Origin of the sequence: Halorubrum sp. F4, from assembly GCF_027257195.1 — an archaeon.
In the GTDB taxonomy this organism is placed as follows: domain Archaea; phylum Halobacteriota; class Halobacteria; order Halobacteriales; family Haloferacaceae; genus Halorubrum.
This window is the reverse complement of the sequence record NZ_JAPDFS010000004.1, coordinates 158,512-176,840: the sequence shown is the minus strand read 5'-3', so window position 1 is coordinate 176,840 and position 18,329 is coordinate 158,512. Positions and strand designations below refer to the sequence as shown.

Here is an 18,329-nt window from a genome sequence, read left to right as displayed (position 1 = left end):
TTCGCGGGCCGGTAGCTCCGAAGTCCGTCTACTTCTCATCGACGTGGCGCACTTCGCTCGCGACGCCGCGGGTCGACTCGACCATCTCAGGACCGGACATCTCCGCGCGGCCGACCGCGAAGGCCTTCGGGCCCTCGATGACGACCTCGTCGCCGACGCGGATCCCGTCGTCGGCGTCGACCACGCCCGGCGCGAGCACGGAGCCGTGGGGGACGAACCCGTCGATCTCGACGCGCTTCGTCGGGGCGTCGCTCGCGAGCCACCGCCGCGCGCCCGCGAGCGTGAACGAGAGCGTCCCGTACTGCGGGACCATGGTCGCGAGCTGTTCGCCCGGTTCCCCCTCGCGACCGGCGTCGGGGTCGTCGCCCCACACCTGCAGTTTGGGATAGCGACCCGTGGTGCGGATCTCGGCCGAGCCGGAGTCGTTCGTCCCGTCGTCGCTCGACCCGTCCGCTCCGTCACCGAACACCTCGTCGCCCGCGCCGTCCCCGAGCAGGTAGTCGGCGATCGCCCGGACCGTGTTGTGCTCGCGTTCGCGCTTGCTGTAGGCGGGCTCGCCGGAGAGCGCCGCGTTCAACTCGCCGAGCGACTCGTCGGTCGTGGGGTGGTCGACGCAGGTGTACTCGAAGTCGACGTCGATCTCGGGGTCGGACTCGACGCGCTCACAGACCTCGCGGTAGCCGTGTTCCGGGACGTGAGCGATGACCCGCGAGTACTCGTTTCGGACCAGGTACCGGCGGAGCACCTCGGCGACGAAGCCGATCTCGTCCTCGCTCCAGTCGCCGGTCACGACGGAGTCGTAGTGCTGTGCGGGGTAGGTCGTCTCGAGTTCCTGGGGAACGACCCCGATCGGCGAGGTCATCGAGACGGTGTGGCCGCGCCACTTCACCGCGTCGTGGAACTGGCGGTGGCTCTGGGAGTCGCTGTACGGCTTCGTCGCCGAACAGGGAACCAACACCAGCGGCTGGTCGGAAAAGCGGTTGCGGTAGCGGCTCGTCACGCGGTCGGCGAACCGCCGGATCTCGACGCGGTCGAGCGTCTCGGCGGTCGCCGCCGTCACCTCGGCGTCGCGCATCAGCGGCGTCCGCTCCTCGAGGTAGCCCCACTGGTCGTCGAACTCGCGGAACGCGGCGGTGAGCCACTGGTCGTGGCGAGCCTGCCCCTCGAGGTAGTCCCGGAGCCGCCCGGACCGGATCCGCTCGCGGACCCGGCGCAACTCGGCGCGGAGCGCGTTCACGTTGTGGTCGGCACAGTCCACACGGGTGAACTCCCCGCGGGGCTTCGCGCAGGCCGGGCAGGCGCACGGAAGCTCCTCGAGGTCCTCGAGGAAGTGCTCGGCGTCCGCGGTGAGGTACATCCCCTGCGCTCCCTTCGTTCGCGCGAGCGACGCGTCGACGAGGTCGACGCCGACGTACGCGAGCGTCGCGACGTTCAGCGGCGTGGCGACGCCGGCGAGGTGAAGGGCGGTGTCGGCCGGCAGCGCCGACTTCGCCGACAGGATCGCGTCGCGGAACGCCTCGCCGTGGCCGACGAACCCGGACGCGTCCGCGAGGACGTAGGCGTCGGCACCCACGTCACGCGGGGCCTCGCTGTCGACGACCGCGGCGGTCGGCGCGTCGATCGCGGGATGGTCCACCCGGAACGACTCACGGACCTCCTCACGAGTCCCCGCCGGAAACGAGCGGTGCGGTAACACGGTGAGTTCCGACTCGTCCCCCTCGGGTACGTCGCGGTCGGCGGTCCAGAGGCTGCCCGCGTCGACGAGGAAGGGGTCCGCGAGCGCCGGCGTGGTCACGGGGTCGGCGAGCCGAAGCTCCCCGATCCGGGCCGCACCGTCGCGCTCGTGGATCTCGAAGTGGTCGGTCATACGTCCCTTCACCGGGGAACGCTCAATTCTCTTGTGTTCCGACTCGAGAAAGCGCGGGCCGCGGGAGAAGTGGACCGCGGCTCAGTATCCGCGCGTGATGAGGTAGTCCGCGAGGTCCTCGAGGAGCGCGCGCGAGTCGCTCTCGGGTAACACCTGGAGGTGCTCCTTCGAGCGGGCGGTGAGATCCGCCGCGGTCTCGCGGGCGTACTCGATCGATCCGGCCTCCTCGAGGACGGCGACCGCCTCGTCGACCTCGGCCTCCGTGACCTCGGCGGGCGTCTCGGCGTCGACGAGCCCGTCGACGTCGACGCCCTCCTGACGGGCGTGAAGCGTGATCAGCGTCTCCTTGCCCTCGACGAGGTCCGAGCCGCGCTGTTTGCCCAGATCCTCGGAGGGGACGGTGAGATCGAGCACGTCGTCCTGGATCTGGAAGGCCCTGCCCGAGTCGATCCCGTACTGATACAGCGCGTCCGAGATCCCGTCGTCAGCGCCGAGCAGGACCGCCGCGGTCGAGGCCGCGGCCCCGTACAACACGGCCGTCTTCAGCTCGACCATCTCGAGGTACTCCTCGGGAAGGATGTCGTCGCGGGACTCGAAGGCGACGTCGAGCGCCTGTCCCTCACATATCTCCGTGCAGGTCGACGCGAGCAGCCGCATCGCCTCCAGGCCGTCGGCGGGATCCGCGCCGGTCTCGCTCATGATCTCGAACGCCTTCGAGTAGAGCGTGTCGCCGGCGAGGATCGCCGTCGACACGTCGTACTGCTCGTGGACGGCCGGGACGCCGCGTCGCAGGTCGTCCTCGTCCATGATGTCGTCGTGGATCAGCGTGAACGACTGGATCACCTCGATGGACACGGCCGCGCGCATGACGTCGACGGCCTCGCCGTCGAGCGCGTCGAACTCCCGAAAGTCGGCGCTCATCGGCTCGATCCCGGCGACGGCTTCCGCCGCGAGCGTCGTGACCGTCGGCCGGAGCCGCTTGCCGCCCGCCTCGAGGATGTATCGGGACGCCTCGTAGAGGCGCTCCGGGCGCTGTACGGGTAACTCCTCGTCGATAGCGGCGTTGACCAGATCGCGCCGCTCGCGGATGGCGTCGAGCACCCGCGCCTCCGTCGTCTCGGTCGTCATTCGACTATCTGGACGGTGTTGCCGTTCTGCGTGACGTGGAGGTCACGACCGAGCTTGTACCCCTGCGACTTGGCGAGGTCCACGTACGGCGACCGGCCCTTGAGGTCCTGGTGGCCGGGGATGACGTGTTGCGGCTGGAGGGTGTCGAGCATCTCGTAGTGACCCTCCTCGCGGAGGTGACCGGAGACGTGGATGTCGTCGAAGATTCGAGCGCCCTGCATCCGGAGCAGCTGCTCGGACTGGTAGCGCTGTCCCTCGTTGGTCGGCTCCGGAATGATACCCGCGCTGAAGACGACCTTGTCGCCGTCCTCCAGTTCGTAGGGTGTCTCGCCGCGACCCATCCGGGTGAGCATCGCGCGCGGCTCGCCCTGGTGGCCCGTCACGATGGGGAGGAAGTTGCCCTTCCCCTCCTTCATGATCCGCTTGAACGCGCGGTCGACGGACTTCCGGTGGCCGTACATGCCGACGTCCCCCTGGAAGTCGACGAAGTCGAGGCGTTCCGCGGTGCCCGAGTACTTCTCCATCGAGCGGCCGAGCAGAACCGGCTGGCGGCCGATCTCGCGGGCGAACTCGACGAGCGACTTCACCCGAGCGATGTGGGAGGAGAACGTCGTGGCGACGATCCCGCCGGAGTAGTCCTCAACCGACTTGAGCGTGTCGTGGAGGTGCTTGCGCGCGACCGACTCGGAGGGCGTTCGGCCCTTTCGGCCCGCGTTCGTACAGTCCTCGATGTAACAGAGGACGCCCTCGTCCTGGCGGCCGATCTCGGCGAAGCGGTCCATGTCGATCGGGTCGCCGATGACGGGCGTGTGGTCCATCCGCTTGTCGAGCCCGTAGACGATGGCGCCCTCGGGCGTGTGGATCACCGGGTTGATCGCGTCGATGATCGAGTGGGTGACGTTGACGAACTCCATCTCGACCTGCTCGGAGTCGCCGATGGCCATCGTGCCGCCGGCCTCCATCTTCACGAGGTCGTTGTCGACCTGGAACTTGCCCTCGTCGGAGATCTGCTGTTTGACCAGCTCGATCGTGTACGGGGAGGCGACGACCGGCGCGTCGTACCGGTGTGCGAGCTTCGGGATCGCCGCGATGTGGTCGAGGTGACCGTGCGTCGGGACGATCGCCTGGACGTCGCCCTCCAGGTCGCTCATGATCCGGTCGTCCGGGATCGCGCCCATGTCGATCAGGTCGAGGCTGTGCATCTTCTCGGTCTCCACGTTGTCGTGGATGAGGACCTTACTGAGGTTCAGGCCCATGTCGAAGATGACGATGTCCTCGCCCGCACGGACCGCCGTCATCTGTCGACCGACCTCTTCGTATCCGCCGATTGTCGCGATTTCGATTTCCATGGTGTGGTAGTTCGACGCCGTCGTCCGGCGTCTCTCACTGGTTCCCCGCAAAGGAGCCGTCAGCCCCGGCGTCTAACCGCGTGTCGGTGAAGGCCCCGCTACGGCCGAGCCGGCGTCGGCTCACCGTGTCCCGCGGGAGTGTGGTGTTCGCCGATACACCGTGGCGTGTTAAAAACGTCCGGGTTCGACGGCGCAGCGCGGAAACGGAGACCCGGGAACGCGGGTTCGACCGTTCTACGGCCGGTCGAAGGCGTCCGCCTCCCGGTATTTTTAATAGTGCGACGGGAGGCGGTAGGCACAATGAGTGGACGACCCCTCGACGTGCTCGAAGCGTCGCTCGAGGATCCGGTGACGGTACATCTCAAGGACGGGACGACCTACTACGGCATCCTGGCGGGCTACGACCAGCACATGAACGTCGTGATCGACCCCGAGGAGAGCGTGAGCGACCGCGTCGACGGCGATATCGACGGGGAGTTCGCGGTCGCGATCGAAGACACAACGATTATACGCGGCGATAACGTCGTTTCCATCAAAGCATGACCGGCTCCGGTACGCCCTCTCAAGGGAAAAAGAACAAGACGGTTCACGTGAAGTGTCGACGCTGCGGCGAGAAGTCCTACCACCTCACGAAGGAGCGCTGCTCCTCGTGCGGCTTCGGGAAGTCCGCCAAGCGCCGCGACTACGCCTGGCAGTCGAAGGCCGGCGACAACTGAATCTCCGCCCTTTCTCCCAACCGATCCGCGCCCCCGACAGCCGCCGCTCCGTCCCGAACCGACCGACGTTTCGTCCCGAACCGACGACCACTTGCTCCCGGATCGTCGGACTACTCCGCCGCGAGCCCAACCGTTAACGGCGGGACCCTCCGATGTCGGACATGGACCTCTCCATCGTCGACCTCTCGCCGATCCCCGCCGGCGGGACTGCCGCCGACGCCTACGCGAACACCGTCGAGACCGCGAAACAGGCGGAGCGGCTCGGATGTTCCCGGTTCTGGGTCGCCGAGCACCACGGGATGGGCGACCGGCTCGCGGGAACGACCCCCGAGGTGCTCCTCGGACGGCTCGCGGCCGCCACGGACTCGATCCGGGTCGGGTCGGGTGCGGTTCTTCTCAACCACTACAGCCCGTTCAAGGTCGCCGAGGTCTTCGGCGCGCTCGACGGGCTCGCACCGGGGCGGATCGACGCCGGACTGGGTCGAGCCAACGGGTCACCCGCGGCCGACCGCGCGCTCGGCACGGACCGGCGGACGAACGATCCCGACGGCGACCACACGGAGAAGATACGCGCGGTCATCAACCACCTGTACGACGCCTTTCCCGCGGACCACGCGTACGCCGACCTCGAGATCCCCCGATCCGGGGCCGCCCCGCCGGTCCCCTGGGTGCTCGGATCGAGCCCGTCGAGCGCGGAGATCGCCGGGGAACTCGGTGCGCGGTACTGCTTCGCGGCCTTCATCCGCCCGAACCACGCCGAGGCCGCCTTCGAGACGTACCGAGAGCGGTTCGAGCCCTCCGAGCTGACGGACGGTCCCGACGAACCGCACGGGATGCTCGCGGTCAACGCGGTCGCCGCCGAGAGCGACGAGGCCGCGGCCCGTCGGCGCGCGCCCGCGGAGGCGACGTACGAGCGGATGCGACGCGGCGTGCTCGGGCCGACGCCGTCGGTCGAGGAGGCGATCGACGAGCTGGGCGGCGTCCCGGAGCCGACCCCCGCGACGCTCGATCCCGGCGAGTGGCCGCGGGCGATCTCCGGGAGTCCGGAGACGATCGACGGCCTGCTGTCCCAATTGGCCGACCGCGTCGGCGTCGACGAGGTCATGATCCAGCACGTCGTCCCCGACCACGGGGGCGCGCTGCGGTCACACGAGCTGCTGGCGGAGGCCGTGGGTCTCGAATCGTGAGCGGTCCGTCACGCGGATCGGTTCGAGGAGGAGGATCGGCGGCCGCTCACCCGTCGTTCGGCGGGTTCACGAAGAGTCCCTCGAACATCAACGGGGCACAGGCGATCGAGGCGATCCCGATGGCGACGGATCGGGCGTCGAACGCCAGCGCGCCGGCTCCGTATCCGCCGAGAAACAGAAGCGGCATACAGAGGAGGATCAGGTCCGCCCGGGAGAGCCGTTCGAAGAACTCGTCGAAACGTTCCTCGACCGTTCGGGTCACTCCATGTACCCCAACTCCCGGAGCTTTCGGGCGATCTGCCGGGCTTCCTCCTCGCCGATCTCGTCGTCCGACTCCATCTCCCGAACGACGACGTGTTTCACGAACTCCTTGACCGAGCCGAACGGCTCGTCCTCGATGTACGTCTCGACGTCCGCGACGAACTCCTTGCGCAACGAGATCGTCGTGTACTCGCTCATGTTCCGGGAGACGCCATCCGGCCACTAAAATCTAATTACATCTAATTACGAGTCATTCGACCCGCTCCCGAGCGGCGGCGACGAGCAGCGGCAACAACACGGTCGCGTCGCCGTAGACGGAGGCGTTGCGCGCGTCCGTCTCCAGTTTCCCCCACGAGCGAGCCTCCTCCAACGTCGCTCCCGAGAGCCCGCCGGTCGACGGCGGGTCCATCGTTATCTGGACCGCGTAGTCGTACGCCCGCGGAGTCACGAGCATCGTCTGGAGCGTGAAGTTCTTCGGGACCCCGCCCCCGACGAGCAGACAGCCGGCGTCGTCGGCGTCGAACGCGAGGTCGGTCAGCTCGGTCATGTCGGCCAGCGCGTCGAGCGTGAAGTCGGCGGTCTGGCCGTACATCCACGCCTGAAGACCCAACACCGAGTCCTGGACGGCCGGACAGTAGACGGGCACGTCCGACTCGTAGGCGGCGGCGGCGACGCCGGCGTCCTCCGTGATCCCCTCGCGTTCGTTCACGGCGGCGTTCGCCCGACCGAGTTCCGCACACAGCTCCGCTATCGACACGGATCCCTCGCCGTCGAGCGCCGGGAACACCTCCTCGCGGAGGTGTCCCTCGAACTCGGCGAAGTGCTCCTGGGGGAGATAGACGTTGTAGATGCGGTCGACGCCCTCCTCCCGTAGGGCCTCGTCGTGTTCCCGAGCCGTCTTCTCGGGGTCGTGCGTGCGGCCGTGGTGGTGTTTCCCGCCGATCGCCTCGATGGTGTCGTGGGTGAGGTTCGCGCCCGTCGTCACCAGCGCGTCGACGTAGCCGTCGCGGATCAGCTCCGAGACGATCCCGCGCATCCCCGCGGGGACCATCGCGCCCGCGAGCGAGAGAAAGACGGTACAGTCGTCGTTCCCGAACATCTCGGCGAGCACGTCGCCCGCCTCGTGGACGTCGGCCGCGCCGATCCCGGCCTCGCCGTACGTCTCGAGGAGCTCGCCGACGGTCATGCCCGCGCCGACGCGCGCGTGTCCGACGGGATCCTCGCCGAACTCCTCGCGATGGGGGTGAGCACCGTGTTCCGGCCCGTCCGTCTCGTGGTCCGCGGCGTCTCCTTGGTGGTCCGCGGCGTCCGTCTCGTCGTCGCTCATGTCCGCCACTCCGGCGCGCGATCGGTTTAAACGACCGATCCGGTTCGCGGGGCGGATCGACGGACGTTGCCGGAGTCGACGTCGACCCCTATCCGCCGCTCACCGGCGGGAACAGCGCGAGCTCGTCGCCGGGCTCCAGTCTCGTCTCCATCCCGTCCTCGTGGTGGACGTTGCTCCCGTTACGGAGCACGTTGATGTGGTCCGCCACCTCGCCGTCGTCGAGGACGCGGTCGCGAAGCGCCGGATGCGCCTCGAGCAGGCTCTCGAATGCGTCTCCGACCGTGTCGCCCGGTTCGGCGTCGACCGCGACGACGCGGTCGCCGGCGATCTCCGCGAGGTCCGCGAACAGCTTCCACTCCATACCGGATCCCCGCGGGGACGCGCCATTAGCGTTGTGTCACGTCCTCGTCCGCCGGGACCCCACCGGACGGCGACCCGTCCGAGGTTTTCGCCGCGTCTCCGGTATCGGCCGCGTTTCCGGCGTCCGTCGCACCCTCGACGTCCGCCGAGGTCGTCGGCTCGTCGACCGGGCTTCCGCCCTCGCTCCCTCCCCTCCCGACGCGGTTCGCACCCGTCTCGAACCGACGGATCGCGTCGGGTCGGCCGACCAGAAACGCCGTGTCGCCGGCCGCGAACGCGTACGCGCGGCGCGGGATCGGCTGAACCGATCCGTCGGTGGGGCGGATCGCGGCGACGACCGCGCTCACCTCGCCGACGGTCGTGCCGACGAGCTCGCTCCCTTCCTCGACCGTCACCGTCGCCATCGTCTCGTCGGCGTTCCGGAGCAACGAGGCGAACTCGCGGTCGGCCTGCGGCTCCGCCGGGAGCGTCACCAACCGGTAGCCGCCCTCGACGGAGAGTTCCTCGGCGTCCGACTCGTCGAGCGCGACCGTGGCGGCGTCGCCGGCGACGCCCCGGAGCTCCCCGGTGGCGACGCGTTCCGGGTCGGGAGCCGCCCGCCAGATCTGGACCATGTCGCCGGCAGTCGCGTTGTTCGGCGGGTCCGCGGAGAGAGCGACCGCGACCCGACCGGGCGCGAGCGTCGGGCCGAGGCCGGTCACCCGCGAGCCGACCGCGAAGTACTCGAGCGTCCCGTCCTCGGTGACGTCGACGTCGACGTAGCCGACCCCGTAGTCCGCCTTCACGCGCTCGACGAGCCGCTCGCGGAGCTGCTCGACCGTGAGCCCGCGGGCGAATATCAGCGTTCGATCGGCCATCTCGGCCTTCTTTTCGGGGGAGACCGGCTCGTAGGTGTCCATGTCCTCGATCGCCTCGGCGGCCGGGAGCGTCACCGGCGTCATCCGGCCCACGGTCCTGACGAACCGACTCATCTCGCCCTCGATACCTTTCATCCCCGACAACGCGAAGACGTCGACGGCGAGCCGATCGCCCGCGTACCGACCCACCGGAGAGACGACGGCCGCGAGCCCGAGCGCGGTCACGTTGAACACGACGGCCTCGACGGTGAGCAGTTCGGCCGTCTCCGCGCTGACGAGCGCCCCGAGCGACGTGGTGTTGAGGTACAACGCGACGATCGAGACGCCGAGCAGGACCGCGACGCCCTCCGGTATCTCCGATCGGAAGTACCACCGGTAGACGAGCGCGCCCGACGCCGACACGACCACCGCGAGGACCCCGAACGTGACGAGCGTGATCGCCGCGGCGCGCGGATCGCCGAACCCCACGCCGCTCGCGGCCGCCACCATCCGCGAAGCGCCCGTGGTGGTCGCCGTCACGACGCCACCTCCCCGAAGCGATCGAGCGCCTCGCGGGTGCCGACGACGAACAGTTCGTCGCCCGCGGAGAGCGGCTGGCTTCCGCTCGGGGCGACGGTCCACTTCGCGTCATGGCGCGCCGCCAGCACCGCGACGTCGTACGTCTCTCGAACGCTCGCCTCGCCGATGGTGTGGCCGTCGAGCGCGCCGCCGGCGACGACCGTCACCTTCCGGAACCGCTTGCCCGCCCGCCGCAACAGCGTCGTCAACTCGAACTCCCGGCGCGTCCCGCGCGAACACACGAGCACCCGTCCGCGCCCGGCCCGCAGCAAGGGCGCCGCCTCGGAGCGATCGACCGCGACGGTCACCCGTCCCTCTCCGCCGGTCGTGGTCCCGGTCTTCGGCGGGGACGTCGTGACCGGCGCCGCCTCGCCGCCGTCGGTCCGGGGATCCCCGTCGCTCCGAGGGTCGGCCGTCCGGCCGTCCTCCGGGCGCGGCTCCGCCTCCGGGTCGTCTCCGCCCGTCGCGGGGAGGGTGGCTCCGCCGCTGGCCCCCTCGACGGGTTTCCCGCCGGATTTCGCCGCCAGGAGCGTTCCTTCGACCGTGAGGTCGGCCGTAACGATCCTGACCACGTCCCCACGGGCGAGGCCGGTCGGAACGAGCGCGGGAACCGACACGGCCCGTTTCCCCTTCGGAACGCGTTTCGACAGCCCGCCCGTGGGCGGCGCCGCCGTCACCGTCGCGCGCGCTTCCTCGTCGATCCGGACGCTGACGTCGGCGAGTTCGAGCTCCGTCTTCAGCCGCTCGGCGAACCGCGTCTCCAACTCGGCGAGCGGCACGTCGGCGGGGAACGTCCACTCGCCCTCGGCGATCGCTCGGCGCGTCTCGGCGGGGAGCGGCGGGTATCCCTCCATGTCGCTCACCTCGCCGGCGACGGTGACGCGGACCTGACCGCGCCCGCCGACGAGTTCGACGACGTCCGTCGAGAGCGTCCGTTCGCGGAGCTTCCGGAAGGAGACGCGCTTCGGGACGTTCGCGCCGAGCTTGTCCCCCTGTGCGTGGGCGTACAGCGAGAGCATCAACACGACGAGGATCGCCGTGAGTATCGCCGGTGCGCGGTTGGAGCTGCGGATCGTCTGGTCGTTCAACGCGAGCAGTCCGCCGTTCACTCCCGCGATCGCGAGCGCGAGCGCCACGACCCCGAGCCCGGGGATCGTCACCCCCGTGAAGTATTTGAAGATGAACCCGAGCACCCCGGCGACCAGCGCGGGGATTATCCCCGTGAGGACGCCGAGGTAGATGCCGAACAGGATCTCGACCGGGAGCGCCATACCTCCATCATAGCCGGTGAGGTTAAACCAGTACCGCCGCCGTCGACGACGGCTTCGCCCTTCGGGTCCGCGCGCCGTCCACGAGGGATTTAAGTCCGGTGTCGGCCACCGGAAGCCCATGGAGCGGAGCCGCGAGTGGGTCTCGGTACGAGCCTCGGTGTTCCTGACGTTCGGCGTGGCGCTGCTCTCCATCGTCGTCGGGCTGTTGCATATCAGCGGTTTCAGCGTTCAGGGCCCCCTCTCGCCGTACATTCCGGATATCGTCCGCCGTACCGTCGGATTCACCGGAACGATCACCGGCTTCGCGATGCTCGGGAGCGGGTTCGCGCTCAGACGGGGGTACCGCGTCGGCTGGCACTCCACCGCGATCCTGCTCCCGCTGACCGCGATCCAGGGGCTGTTACAGGTGTCGGTGTTCTCGCTGCCGCTCGTCGTGTTCTCGCTCGTCTCCGTCCCTGCGCTCGTGATCAATCGGAAGCGATTCGACCGGGAGTTCACTCCCTCTCCGACGCAACTCGCCGCCGCGGCGTCGCTCGCGGCCGCCATCTCGTACGGGACCGTCGGTTCCTACGCGCTCCGCGACGAGTTCGGCGGGGTCGACACGATCGTCGACGCGTTCTACTTCACCGTCGTCACCGCCTCGACGGTCGGATACGGCGACGTGACTCCCGATACGGGGATCGCCAAGCTGTTCGTGCTCTCCGCGCTCGTGATGAACGTCGCCGCGTTCGCGGTCGCGCTCGGGGTCCTGCTCACGCCCGCGATCGAGGCACAGCTCTCCAAGGCGCTCGGAAAGATGACAGAGAAACAGTTCGACCTCCTCGACGGCCACGTCCTCGTGTTGGGTTACGGGGACTTGACGGAACCGATACTCGAAGAACTCGCGGAGCGGGACGGCGTCGAATACGCCGTCGTGACCACCGACGAGACCGCCGCACGGCGGCTCGACGAGCGGTCGATTCCCGTACTCACCGCGGATCCGAGCGACGTGGAGCCCCTCCACCGCGCCCACGTCGAGGACGCCCGCGCGGTCGTGGTCGCGACCAACGACGACGCCCGCGACGCGCTGGCGATCCTCACGGCCCGCCAACTCAATTCCGACGTGCGGATCGTCGCGGCCGCGACCCAGCGGGAGAACATCGACAAGCTCCGGCGGGCCGGTGCGGACCAGGTCATCTCGCCGACGACGCTCGGCGGACACATCCTCATCGACTGCGCGTTCGGGACCGACGACGACGGGATGGAGGGGGCCCTCGACGACGCCTTCGACTCGGGGGACGAGTAGCGGTCGAGTTCGGCCCGAACTCACCGGCTCCGGCGACCCTTCGTCTGCCGGTAGTCCCGGCTCAACACGTTCTCGCGCATGTGATCGAGAAACGCCGCCGCCTCGTCGTCGGTCATCGAGTCCGGTTCGCGCATCGGGACGATCTCGAAGCCACGCCCGCGGATGGTCGTGGCGTGCTCGCTTTCGACGTCGAAGGAGTCCGGCCGGCGGGTCGTGTACGCCACCGCGAGCTCGCGGAGCGCCCGCCCGCCGACGGGGACGATGATCTGCGGGTTGATCATCCGGATCTCCGCGTTGAGGAACGGCTCACAGGTCGTCACTTCCTCGTCGGTCGGGACTCGATCCGGGTGCCGACAGCGCGTGAGGTTCGTGAAGAAGACGTTCTGTACGTCGGGTTCCGTCGCATCCGGAGGCGACCTGACGAACCCGAGGTCGGCGAAGATCGACTGGACGCGCTCGCCGCCGCCCTCGCCGGTGAGGGGGACGCCGTTACGCTCGGCGGCCGCCGTGGGTCGCTCGCCGACGACGAGGAACTCCGCGCCCACGTCCCCGTAGCCGTGGATCACGCGATCGCGGGCGTCGCACAGCCTCTCACAGTTCTCGCAGTCGGCGTCCATCCCGAACGGGTTCGCGAACTCCTCCTGGGTTGCGTCCACGGCCGTACTGGGGCGTTCCGCGACCTAAATCCTCCGGGGCGTCGCGAGCGGCCATCGGCGGGAGGTGAACCGACGCGTCAGCTCGGCGTGTAGGCGTCGCCGTCGCGGGCGACCACGTCCTGTTCCCGAAGCGTCTTCAGGATGCTGTACAGCGACATCTTCTTCATGTCGAGCGAGTCACCCATCTCCGAGACCGTCGCGTGCCCGTTGGTCGTCAGATAGAGGTACACCAGCTTCGCGCGCGGAGACTGCAGCTCCGGCGGCAGCGCGGGAGCCGCCGCGTGCGCCGTCTCTGTCTCTAACATCTTACTCGATCCCATGACTTCGACGATAATAAACCCCTACTTCAACGATCGTCGAAATAATCGGGACCGACGACGCAGCGCGCATCGAGCCGTTTCACGCCCGATATCGTCCTCGTCGAGGGAAGTATCGTACGACGGAATCGGACGTGTTCCGTCGCCACTTTCGACCGACGACGCATAGAGAACCGTGAACGATTCGCGCCGAAAGCCGGAGCCGACTCCGGCGTCAGTACGACCGGACCTTCGGCTCGTACGTCTTGGCCTCGCCCTCGAGGATGGCGGGCTTGTACCAGAGTTCGGGTTCGCCGTCGTTCCACGAGACGAGCGTGTGTTTCAGCCAGTTCTCGTCGTCACGTTCCTGGCGCTCCTTGCGCCAGTGTGCGCCGCGGAACTCCCGGCGGGCGAGCGCTCCCATCGCCAGCGCCTCCGCGATGTCGAGGACGTTTCGCGTCTCCATCGTGTGGATGAGGTCCGTGTTGAACGTCCGCGACGGGTCCGAGACCGCGACCTCCGTGTACGCCTCGCGCGCCTCGCGGAGGTCCGAGAGCGACTGCTTGAGCCCCTCCTCCTCGCGGAACACGTTGACGTTGGCCGTCATCGTCTCCTGGACCGCGGAGCGGATCTCCGCGTGGTTGCGGCCCTTACGCGTGAGAAGGTCCTCGACGCGCTCTCGAGCGCGCTCGATCTCCGCCTCCATCAGTCCCTCGGCGTCGGCCGCCACCGCGCCGCCGTCGGCCGCCGCCGGGCCACGATCGCCGACCGCGCCCACGTCGACCTCGAACTCGTACTCGGCCGGCTCCCACTCGCCGCGCTTGCCGGTCGGGATCTCCGCCTCGCCCATCTCCTTGCCGGCCGCGTGGTGGCCCGCGCGCTTGCCGAAGACGATGAGTTCGGGGAGCGCGTTCCCGCCGAGGCGGTTTCCGCCGTGGACGGAGACGCACGCGCATTCGCCGGCGGCGTAGAGGCCGGCGATGGCCGTCTCGCCGTGTTCGTTCGTCTCGATCCCGCCCATCGCGTAGTGCTGGCCGGGCTTGACCGGCATCGGCTCCGTGAGGCCGTCCGCTCCCTCGAAGTCCTCCGCGAGATGGAGGATGTTCTCCAGGCGGTCGAGGATACGCTCCTCGCCGAGGTGCCGCATGTCGAGGTGGACGTACTCGTCCTCGATGCCGCGGCCCTCGTTGACCTCGGTCAGCTCGGCTCGTGAGACCACGTCGCGGGAGGCGAGCTCCCCGTCGTTGTTCGCGTAGCCGTGCTCGAACATGAACCGCTCGCCGTTCTCGTTGTAGAGAATTCCACCCTCGCCGCGGACGCCCTCCGAGATCAGCACGCCCGTCGACGGCAGCGTGGTCGGGTGGAACTGGATGAACTCCATGTCCTCCATCGGGACGCCCGCGCGGTAGGCCATCGCGACCCCGTCGCCGGTGTTCGCCACCGCGTTCGTGGTGTGGTCGAACACCTGTCCCATCCCGCCGGTGGCCAGGATGACGCCGCCGCTCGCGCGGAACCCGTCGACCTCGCCGCGCTGGATGTCGTAGGCGACGACGCCGTGGCAGGTCCGGTCGGCGGGGTCGTCCTCGTCGGTGACGACGAGGTCCATCACGTGCCACTCGTCGTACACCGTGATTCCCCGTTTGACCACCTGTTCGTACATCGTGTGGAGCATCTGGTGGCCCGTCTCCGCGCCCGCGTACGTCGTCCGCGGGAACGAGAGTCCCCCGAAGGGGCGCTGGGAGACGCGGCCGTCCTCCTCGCGCGAGAACGGCATTCCCCAGTGTTCGAGCTGGATCACTTCCTCGGGGCTCTCCTTACAGAGCGCCTCGACCGCGGGCGCGTCCCCGAGGTAGTCGGATCCCTTCATCGTGTCGTACGCGTGGTCCTCCCAGGAGTCCGCGTCCCGAAGCGCCGCGTTGATCCCGCCCTCCGCCGCGCCCGTGTGCGATCGCACCGGGTGCAGCTTCGAGACGATCGCCACGTCGGCTCCCTCCTCTTGTGCCGCTATCGCCGCGCGGAGGCCCGCACCGCCCGCGCCGACGACGACGACGTCGTGTTCGTACATGGTTTGTGGTATGGTGTGTGGTTAGTGGTGGTGTCGCTTGAGCGTGTCCCTGGCGTCCCCGGTCGTCACCAGAACTTCAGGTTGTTCTTGACCGCCTCGCGTTTCAGCTCCTGGATGTGCTCGGTGAGCGGGATGTCCTTCGGACACACCTCCGTACAGGAGAACTGGGTCTGACACCGCCAGACGCCGTGTTCCTGTTCGATTATCTCCAGGCGCTTCTGCTTGACGTCCTCGCCCTCCCGCTCGTCCATCGCGAACCGGTACGCCTTGTTGATGGCGGCCGGACCGAGGTACTCGTTGTCGCCGGCGGCGATGTTACACGAGGACATACACGCGCTACACCAGATACACCGGGTCGACATCTTGATCTTCTCGCGGTTCTCCCTGGTCTGGCGCTGCTCCTCCAGCTCGCCGTCGGGGTACTCGTTCGTCTGGAAGTACGGCTCGACCGCCTCCATCTGGTCGTAGAAGTGCTCCATGTCGACGACGAGGTCCTTCGTCACCTCGGCGTGCGGCAGCGGCTCCACCCGGATCGGCTCCTCGAGCTCGTCGATCTGGGTCTTACAGGCGAGCTTCTGGCCGCCGTTGACGAACATGGCGTCCGAGCCGCAGACCGCCTGCCGACAGGAGTGTCGGAAGGTGAGAGAGGAGTCGTAGCTGTCCCGGGCGTACATCAGCGCGTCGAGGACGGTCATTCCCTTCGTGAACGGGACGTGGAAGGTGTCGAACCGGGGCTCCTGTTTCCCCTCGACGTCCGGGTCGTACCGGAACACCCGCAGTTCGACCGTGTTCTCGTCGGCCGCCGCCCGCTCGGCCTCCTCCGTCTCGCGCTGACGGCGACGCTCGTCCGCCCGCCGGCGCTTCTCCGCCCGGCGTTCGTCCCCCTTCGAGGGGGCGTCCGTCTCGGTTTCGGCCGCCGTCTCGTCCGCTTTCTCGGTCTGTTTGGGTATCTGCGTGCTCATGGTTCGATCAGTAAAGCGGGATCCCCGCCCACGCGTTCGCGGTCCGGATCCCCTGGAGGACCAACACGACGCTCGCGGCGACGAGCGTCCACTTGATGACGGTGCGTTTCGTTCCCGTGAGCCCCTGGTTGACGAGGGCGTTGTAAACGCCGTTGACGCCGTGGAACGTCGCCGTCAGGAGGAACAACACCATGAGCGAGTAGTAGCTCAGGGTCTCCATCCGGCCGGCGCTCATCAGGAAGGACACCTCGTCCGCGTGATGGACGAAGTGCAGAAGGAAGAAGTGGAACGCCAACACGACGAGCAGGAACGCGGCCGTGACCCGCTGGAGCAGCCACATCCGCCCGCCCTTGTCGAACGAGGAGTAGCGCTGTGCCATCTCAGAAGGCCCCCGCGATGAACGTCGGAACCGACGCGACCGTGATGGCCCCCGTCAGGATCAGCGACGCGTAGAAGCTCTTGTCCTGTGACTCCAGTCCGACGCCGAGATCGACCAACAGCAGGCGCGCGCCGTTGAGCATGTGGAACACCGCGACGGCGAGCAACCCGACCTCGAGGATCCGAACCAAAAGCAGGCCCTCGAGCGAGACGATCGTCTGGGTGTACACGTCGTTGCCCGCCTGAAGCACGGCGGTCTCCGCGCCCGACGCGGGGATCGCCGTGCTCAGGACGGCGATGTGGGTGAAGAGGTACCCGATGAGTACCCACCCCGTAAACTTATGAAATATCCACGCCCACATACCGGCCTCGAACTCCCGCCAACGGCTGAAGTCCTCGATGAGGCCTCGATTGTACGACTGACTCATACGTAGGGGCTCGGTACTGGGGTCGTATAGTAGTTACTACCACGGCCGATACCGATCGACACCGATCGGGGCGGACCCGTCGGTCCCGAGACTGCGATCGACTCTCTCTTCCCCCGTCCGGACAGCTCCGTGTGCCAGCCGTTGTCGCGCTCGGATCGCTCGCGGAAGCCTTTTATGTACTCCTCCCGGCTGTACGGATGCAATGGCGAAAGGCGAAGTTGACTTCTTCAACGACACTGGCGGCTACGGATTCATCGAGACTGACGACGCGGACGAGGACGTGTTCTTCCACATGGAGGACGTCGGCGGCCCGGACCTGGAGGAAGGTCAGGAAGTCGAGTTCGACATCGAGGAGGCGGACAAGGGTCCGCGCGCGACGAACGTCACGCGTCTGTAAGGCGTCAGACCGTTCTGTTGTATCGGCTTTTCGAACGTTCCACGCTCGGTAGCCACCGCGCCGTGGGGACCGCGGACCAGTTCTCGGCACATATGACTTGGATCTGGAGTTTCCGGCGAGACGTACCGCTCACCGATAGGGCTTTGAGCCTTGCTGACTGACCGGTCAGTCAATGAGCGAGCAGCCGGGCGCGGCCGACGAGATCATGGACGGCGTCTACCGGGCGCTGTGTAAACACGGCTACGCGGGGCTGACGATGCAGGACATCGCCGACGAGTGCTCGAAGAGCAAGTCGCTCCTCCACTACCACTACGACACGAAAGAGGACCTCCTCGTGGCGTTCCTCGCACGAGTGATCTCCGACTTCGAACGTCGCATGGATCGCGGCGCGGACGCGGCCCCGGTCGAGCGGCTCGTCGCGTTCGTCGGCTGGTTCGTCTTCGAGCCGGCCGAGACCGAGCGCGAGTCGTTCCACATCGGGCTCCTCGAGATGCGTTCACAGGGCCCCTTCAACGACCGGATCCGCGAACAGCTGCTCCGAAGCGACCGGCTACTCCGTGAAACCGCCGCGGAGATCCTCTCGGACGGGATCGACGCGGGCGTCTTCCGGGACGTCGACGTCGACGAGACGGCCGCGCTCCTCGTGGCGACGCTCGACGGCGCGCGAACGAGGCAGATCACGCTCGGGACCGGGCTCGGCGGAGAGGGCGGTTCGGGGACCGGCCAGGTCGACGCCGAGGCCGACATCGCGTACACCCGGACGGTCGCGGAGGCGACGCTCCGACGGATCGTCGAACCGGTGCTCGCCGAGGGAGTGACGCTTCCGTCGCTCGACGAAACGCTCGAGAAACTCACGGCCCGGACCGGGGAGAACCCCGCCGGCTCCGGTCCGGTGAACGAGACGCCGGAATGACACGAACACGTTCGAGACCGGTACGGGTACGCCCGGTTATCGCGGCGGCTCCGGCGGGTCACGCGGGT

The 18,329-nt window shown here is 68.2% G+C and carries 21 protein-coding genes; 6 read left to right on the top strand and 15 right to left on the bottom strand.

Annotated elements, in window-relative coordinates; translation table 11 throughout:
• Positions 1–28: 28 nt before the first annotated feature.
• The 3 genes from arcS to OKW78_RS11855 form a co-directional block, all read right to left on the bottom strand.
• Positions 29–1,867: an archaeosine synthase subunit alpha gene (gene arcS, locus OKW78_RS11865; RefSeq protein ID WP_281195370.1), complete on the bottom strand. Its 1,839-nt coding sequence runs from the start codon at positions 1,865–1,867 to the stop codon at positions 29–31.
• A gap of 81 nt (positions 1,868–1,948) precedes the next feature.
• Complete coding sequence (locus OKW78_RS11860; protein ID WP_281195369.1) at positions 1,949–2,995, bottom strand: geranylfarnesyl diphosphate synthase; 1,047 nt, start codon at positions 2,993–2,995, stop codon at positions 1,949–1,951.
• Positions 2,992–4,344, bottom strand: a complete 1,353-nt coding sequence (locus tag OKW78_RS11855; protein WP_281195368.1) for a ribonuclease J — start codon at positions 4,342–4,344, stop codon at positions 2,992–2,994. Before OKW78_RS11855 ends, OKW78_RS11860 begins: the two co-directional genes overlap by 4 nt.
• Positions 4,345–4,644: 300 nt before the next feature.
• Between OKW78_RS11855 and OKW78_RS11850 the strand changes: the two genes are divergently transcribed.
• The 3 genes from OKW78_RS11850 (at position 4,645) to OKW78_RS11840 (ending at position 6,247) form a co-directional block, all read left to right on the top strand.
• The gene (locus tag OKW78_RS11850; protein ID WP_281195367.1) at positions 4,645–4,887 is read left to right on the top strand and encodes an LSM domain-containing protein; all 243 of its coding nucleotides are present in this window, start codon (positions 4,645–4,647) and stop codon (positions 4,885–4,887) included.
• Complete coding sequence (locus tag OKW78_RS11845; RefSeq protein ID WP_080505266.1) at positions 4,884–5,060, top strand: 50S ribosomal protein L37e; 177 nt, start codon at positions 4,884–4,886, stop codon at positions 5,058–5,060. Before OKW78_RS11850 ends, OKW78_RS11845 begins: the two co-directional genes overlap by 4 nt.
• Before the next feature lie 161 nt (positions 5,061–5,221).
• On the top strand, positions 5,222–6,247 hold the full coding sequence (locus OKW78_RS11840) for an LLM class flavin-dependent oxidoreductase (RefSeq protein WP_281195366.1): 1,026 nt from the start codon (positions 5,222–5,224) through the stop codon (positions 6,245–6,247).
• A 46-nt stretch (positions 6,248–6,293) separates the two neighbouring features.
• On the opposite strand, the gene OKW78_RS11835 is transcribed toward OKW78_RS11840, so the two are convergent.
• The 6 genes from OKW78_RS11835 to OKW78_RS11810 all read right to left on the bottom strand — a co-directional run bounded on the left by OKW78_RS11835 (position 6,294) and on the right by OKW78_RS11810 (position 10,881).
• Positions 6,294–6,509: a hypothetical protein gene (locus tag OKW78_RS11835; RefSeq protein ID WP_281195365.1), complete on the bottom strand. Its 216-nt coding sequence runs from the start codon at positions 6,507–6,509 to the stop codon at positions 6,294–6,296.
• Positions 6,506–6,706, bottom strand: a complete 201-nt coding sequence (locus tag OKW78_RS11830) for a hypothetical protein (protein ID WP_281195364.1) — start codon at positions 6,704–6,706, stop codon at positions 6,506–6,508. The genes OKW78_RS11835 and OKW78_RS11830 overlap by 4 nt, the downstream gene beginning before the upstream one ends.
• 52 nt (positions 6,707–6,758) lie before the next feature.
• Positions 6,759–7,835: a deoxyhypusine synthase gene (locus tag OKW78_RS11825; protein ID WP_281195363.1), complete on the bottom strand. Its 1,077-nt coding sequence runs from the start codon at positions 7,833–7,835 to the stop codon at positions 6,759–6,761.
• A gap of 88 nt (positions 7,836–7,923) precedes the next feature.
• The gene (locus OKW78_RS11820) at positions 7,924–8,196 is read right to left on the bottom strand and encodes a ubiquitin-like small modifier protein 1 (RefSeq protein ID WP_281195362.1); all 273 of its coding nucleotides are present in this window, start codon (positions 8,194–8,196) and stop codon (positions 7,924–7,926) included.
• A gap of 25 nt (positions 8,197–8,221) precedes the next feature.
• Positions 8,222–9,541 carry a cation:proton antiporter regulatory subunit gene (locus OKW78_RS11815; protein WP_281195521.1) on the bottom strand — a complete coding sequence of 440 codons (1,320 nt, stop codon included), beginning with the start codon at positions 9,539–9,541 and terminating at the stop codon, positions 8,222–8,224.
• Between the two features lie 26 nt (positions 9,542–9,567).
• The gene (locus OKW78_RS11810; protein ID WP_281195361.1) at positions 9,568–10,881 is read right to left on the bottom strand and encodes a potassium channel family protein; all 1,314 of its coding nucleotides are present in this window, start codon (positions 10,879–10,881) and stop codon (positions 9,568–9,570) included.
• A 118-nt stretch (positions 10,882–10,999) separates the two neighbouring features.
• Here OKW78_RS11810 and OKW78_RS11805 point away from each other — a divergent pair, with 118 nt between their 5' ends.
• The gene (locus OKW78_RS11805; RefSeq protein WP_281195360.1) at positions 11,000–12,166 is read left to right on the top strand and encodes an NAD-binding protein; all 1,167 of its coding nucleotides are present in this window, start codon (positions 11,000–11,002) and stop codon (positions 12,164–12,166) included.
• A 20-nt stretch (positions 12,167–12,186) separates the two neighbouring features.
• Here OKW78_RS11805 and OKW78_RS11800 read toward each other — a convergent pair whose 3' ends face one another.
• The 6 genes from OKW78_RS11800 to sdhC form a co-directional block, all read right to left on the bottom strand.
• Positions 12,187–12,822, bottom strand: coding sequence for a uracil-DNA glycosylase family protein (locus OKW78_RS11800; RefSeq protein ID WP_281195359.1), 636 nt, complete (start codon positions 12,820–12,822; stop codon positions 12,187–12,189).
• A 77-nt stretch (positions 12,823–12,899) separates the two neighbouring features.
• Positions 12,900–13,127: a TrmB family transcriptional regulator gene (locus tag OKW78_RS11795; protein ID WP_281195358.1), complete on the bottom strand. Its 228-nt coding sequence runs from the start codon at positions 13,125–13,127 to the stop codon at positions 12,900–12,902.
• A 226-nt stretch (positions 13,128–13,353) separates the two neighbouring features.
• A complete protein-coding gene (locus OKW78_RS11790) occupies positions 13,354–15,183 on the bottom strand; it encodes an FAD-binding protein (protein ID WP_281195357.1) in 1,830 nt (609 codons plus the stop codon).
• A gap of 65 nt (positions 15,184–15,248) precedes the next feature.
• Positions 15,249–16,145, bottom strand: coding sequence for a succinate dehydrogenase/fumarate reductase iron-sulfur subunit (locus OKW78_RS11785; protein ID WP_281195356.1), 897 nt, complete (start codon positions 16,143–16,145; stop codon positions 15,249–15,251).
• Positions 16,146–16,152: 7 nt separating this feature from the next.
• A complete protein-coding gene (locus OKW78_RS11780) occupies positions 16,153–16,524 on the bottom strand; it encodes a succinate dehydrogenase (protein ID WP_281195355.1) in 372 nt (123 codons plus the stop codon).
• A gap of 1 nt (position 16,525) precedes the next feature.
• Positions 16,526–16,951 carry a succinate dehydrogenase, cytochrome b556 subunit gene (gene sdhC, locus OKW78_RS11775; RefSeq protein WP_281195354.1) on the bottom strand — a complete coding sequence of 142 codons (426 nt, stop codon included), beginning with the start codon at positions 16,949–16,951 and terminating at the stop codon, positions 16,526–16,528.
• A 202-nt stretch (positions 16,952–17,153) separates the two neighbouring features.
• Here sdhC and OKW78_RS11770 point away from each other — a divergent pair, with 202 nt between their 5' ends.
• Entirely contained in the window at positions 17,154–17,348 is a 195-nt protein-coding gene (locus OKW78_RS11770) for a cold-shock protein (protein ID WP_004046659.1), read from the top strand.
• 172 nt (positions 17,349–17,520) lie between these two features.
• Positions 17,521–18,261: a TetR/AcrR family transcriptional regulator gene (locus tag OKW78_RS11765; protein ID WP_281195353.1), complete on the top strand. Its 741-nt coding sequence runs from the start codon at positions 17,521–17,523 to the stop codon at positions 18,259–18,261.
• The last annotated feature ends 68 nt before the right edge of the window (positions 18,262–18,329 follow it).

Coding starts and splice junctions, on each gene's coding strand:
- arcS (WP_281195370.1), bottom strand. CDS start 1,867: ATGACCGACCACTTCGAGATCCACGAGCGCGACGGTGCGGCCCGGATC.
- OKW78_RS11860 (WP_281195369.1), bottom strand. CDS start 2,995: ATGACGACCGAGACGACGGAGGCGCGGGTGCTCGACGCCATCCGCGAG.
- OKW78_RS11855 (WP_281195368.1), bottom strand. CDS start 4,344: ATGGAAATCGAAATCGCGACAATCGGCGGATACGAAGAGGTCGGTCGA.
- OKW78_RS11850 (WP_281195367.1), top strand. CDS start 4,645: ATGAGTGGACGACCCCTCGACGTGCTCGAAGCGTCGCTCGAGGATCCG.
- OKW78_RS11845 (WP_080505266.1), top strand. CDS start 4,884: ATGACCGGCTCCGGTACGCCCTCTCAAGGGAAAAAGAACAAGACGGTT.
- OKW78_RS11840 (WP_281195366.1), top strand. CDS start 5,222: ATGGACCTCTCCATCGTCGACCTCTCGCCGATCCCCGCCGGCGGGACT.
- OKW78_RS11830 (WP_281195364.1), bottom strand. CDS start 6,706: ATGAGCGAGTACACGACGATCTCGTTGCGCAAGGAGTTCGTCGCGGAC.
- OKW78_RS11825 (WP_281195363.1), bottom strand. CDS start 7,835: ATGAGCGACGACGAGACGGACGCCGCGGACCACCAAGGAGACGCCGCG.
- OKW78_RS11820 (WP_281195362.1), bottom strand. CDS start 8,196: ATGGAGTGGAAGCTGTTCGCGGACCTCGCGGAGATCGCCGGCGACCGC.
- OKW78_RS11815 (WP_281195521.1), bottom strand. CDS start 9,541: ATGGTGGCGGCCGCGAGCGGCGTGGGGTTCGGCGATCCGCGCGCCGCG.
- OKW78_RS11810 (WP_281195361.1), bottom strand. CDS start 10,881: ATGGCGCTCCCGGTCGAGATCCTGTTCGGCATCTACCTCGGCGTCCTC.
- OKW78_RS11805 (WP_281195360.1), top strand. CDS start 11,000: ATGGAGCGGAGCCGCGAGTGGGTCTCGGTACGAGCCTCGGTGTTCCTG.
- OKW78_RS11795 (WP_281195358.1), bottom strand. CDS start 13,127: ATGTTAGAGACAGAGACGGCGCACGCGGCGGCTCCCGCGCTGCCGCCG.
- OKW78_RS11790 (WP_281195357.1), bottom strand. CDS start 15,183: ATGTACGAACACGACGTCGTCGTCGTCGGCGCGGGCGGTGCGGGCCTC.
- OKW78_RS11785 (WP_281195356.1), bottom strand. CDS start 16,145: ATGAGCACGCAGATACCCAAACAGACCGAGAAAGCGGACGAGACGGCG.
- OKW78_RS11780 (WP_281195355.1), bottom strand. CDS start 16,524: ATGGCACAGCGCTACTCCTCGTTCGACAAGGGCGGGCGGATGTGGCTG.
- sdhC (WP_281195354.1), bottom strand. CDS start 16,951: ATGAGTCAGTCGTACAATCGAGGCCTCATCGAGGACTTCAGCCGTTGG.
- OKW78_RS11770 (WP_004046659.1), top strand. CDS start 17,154: ATGGCGAAAGGCGAAGTTGACTTCTTCAACGACACTGGCGGCTACGGA.
- OKW78_RS11765 (WP_281195353.1), top strand. CDS start 17,521: ATGAGCGAGCAGCCGGGCGCGGCCGACGAGATCATGGACGGCGTCTAC.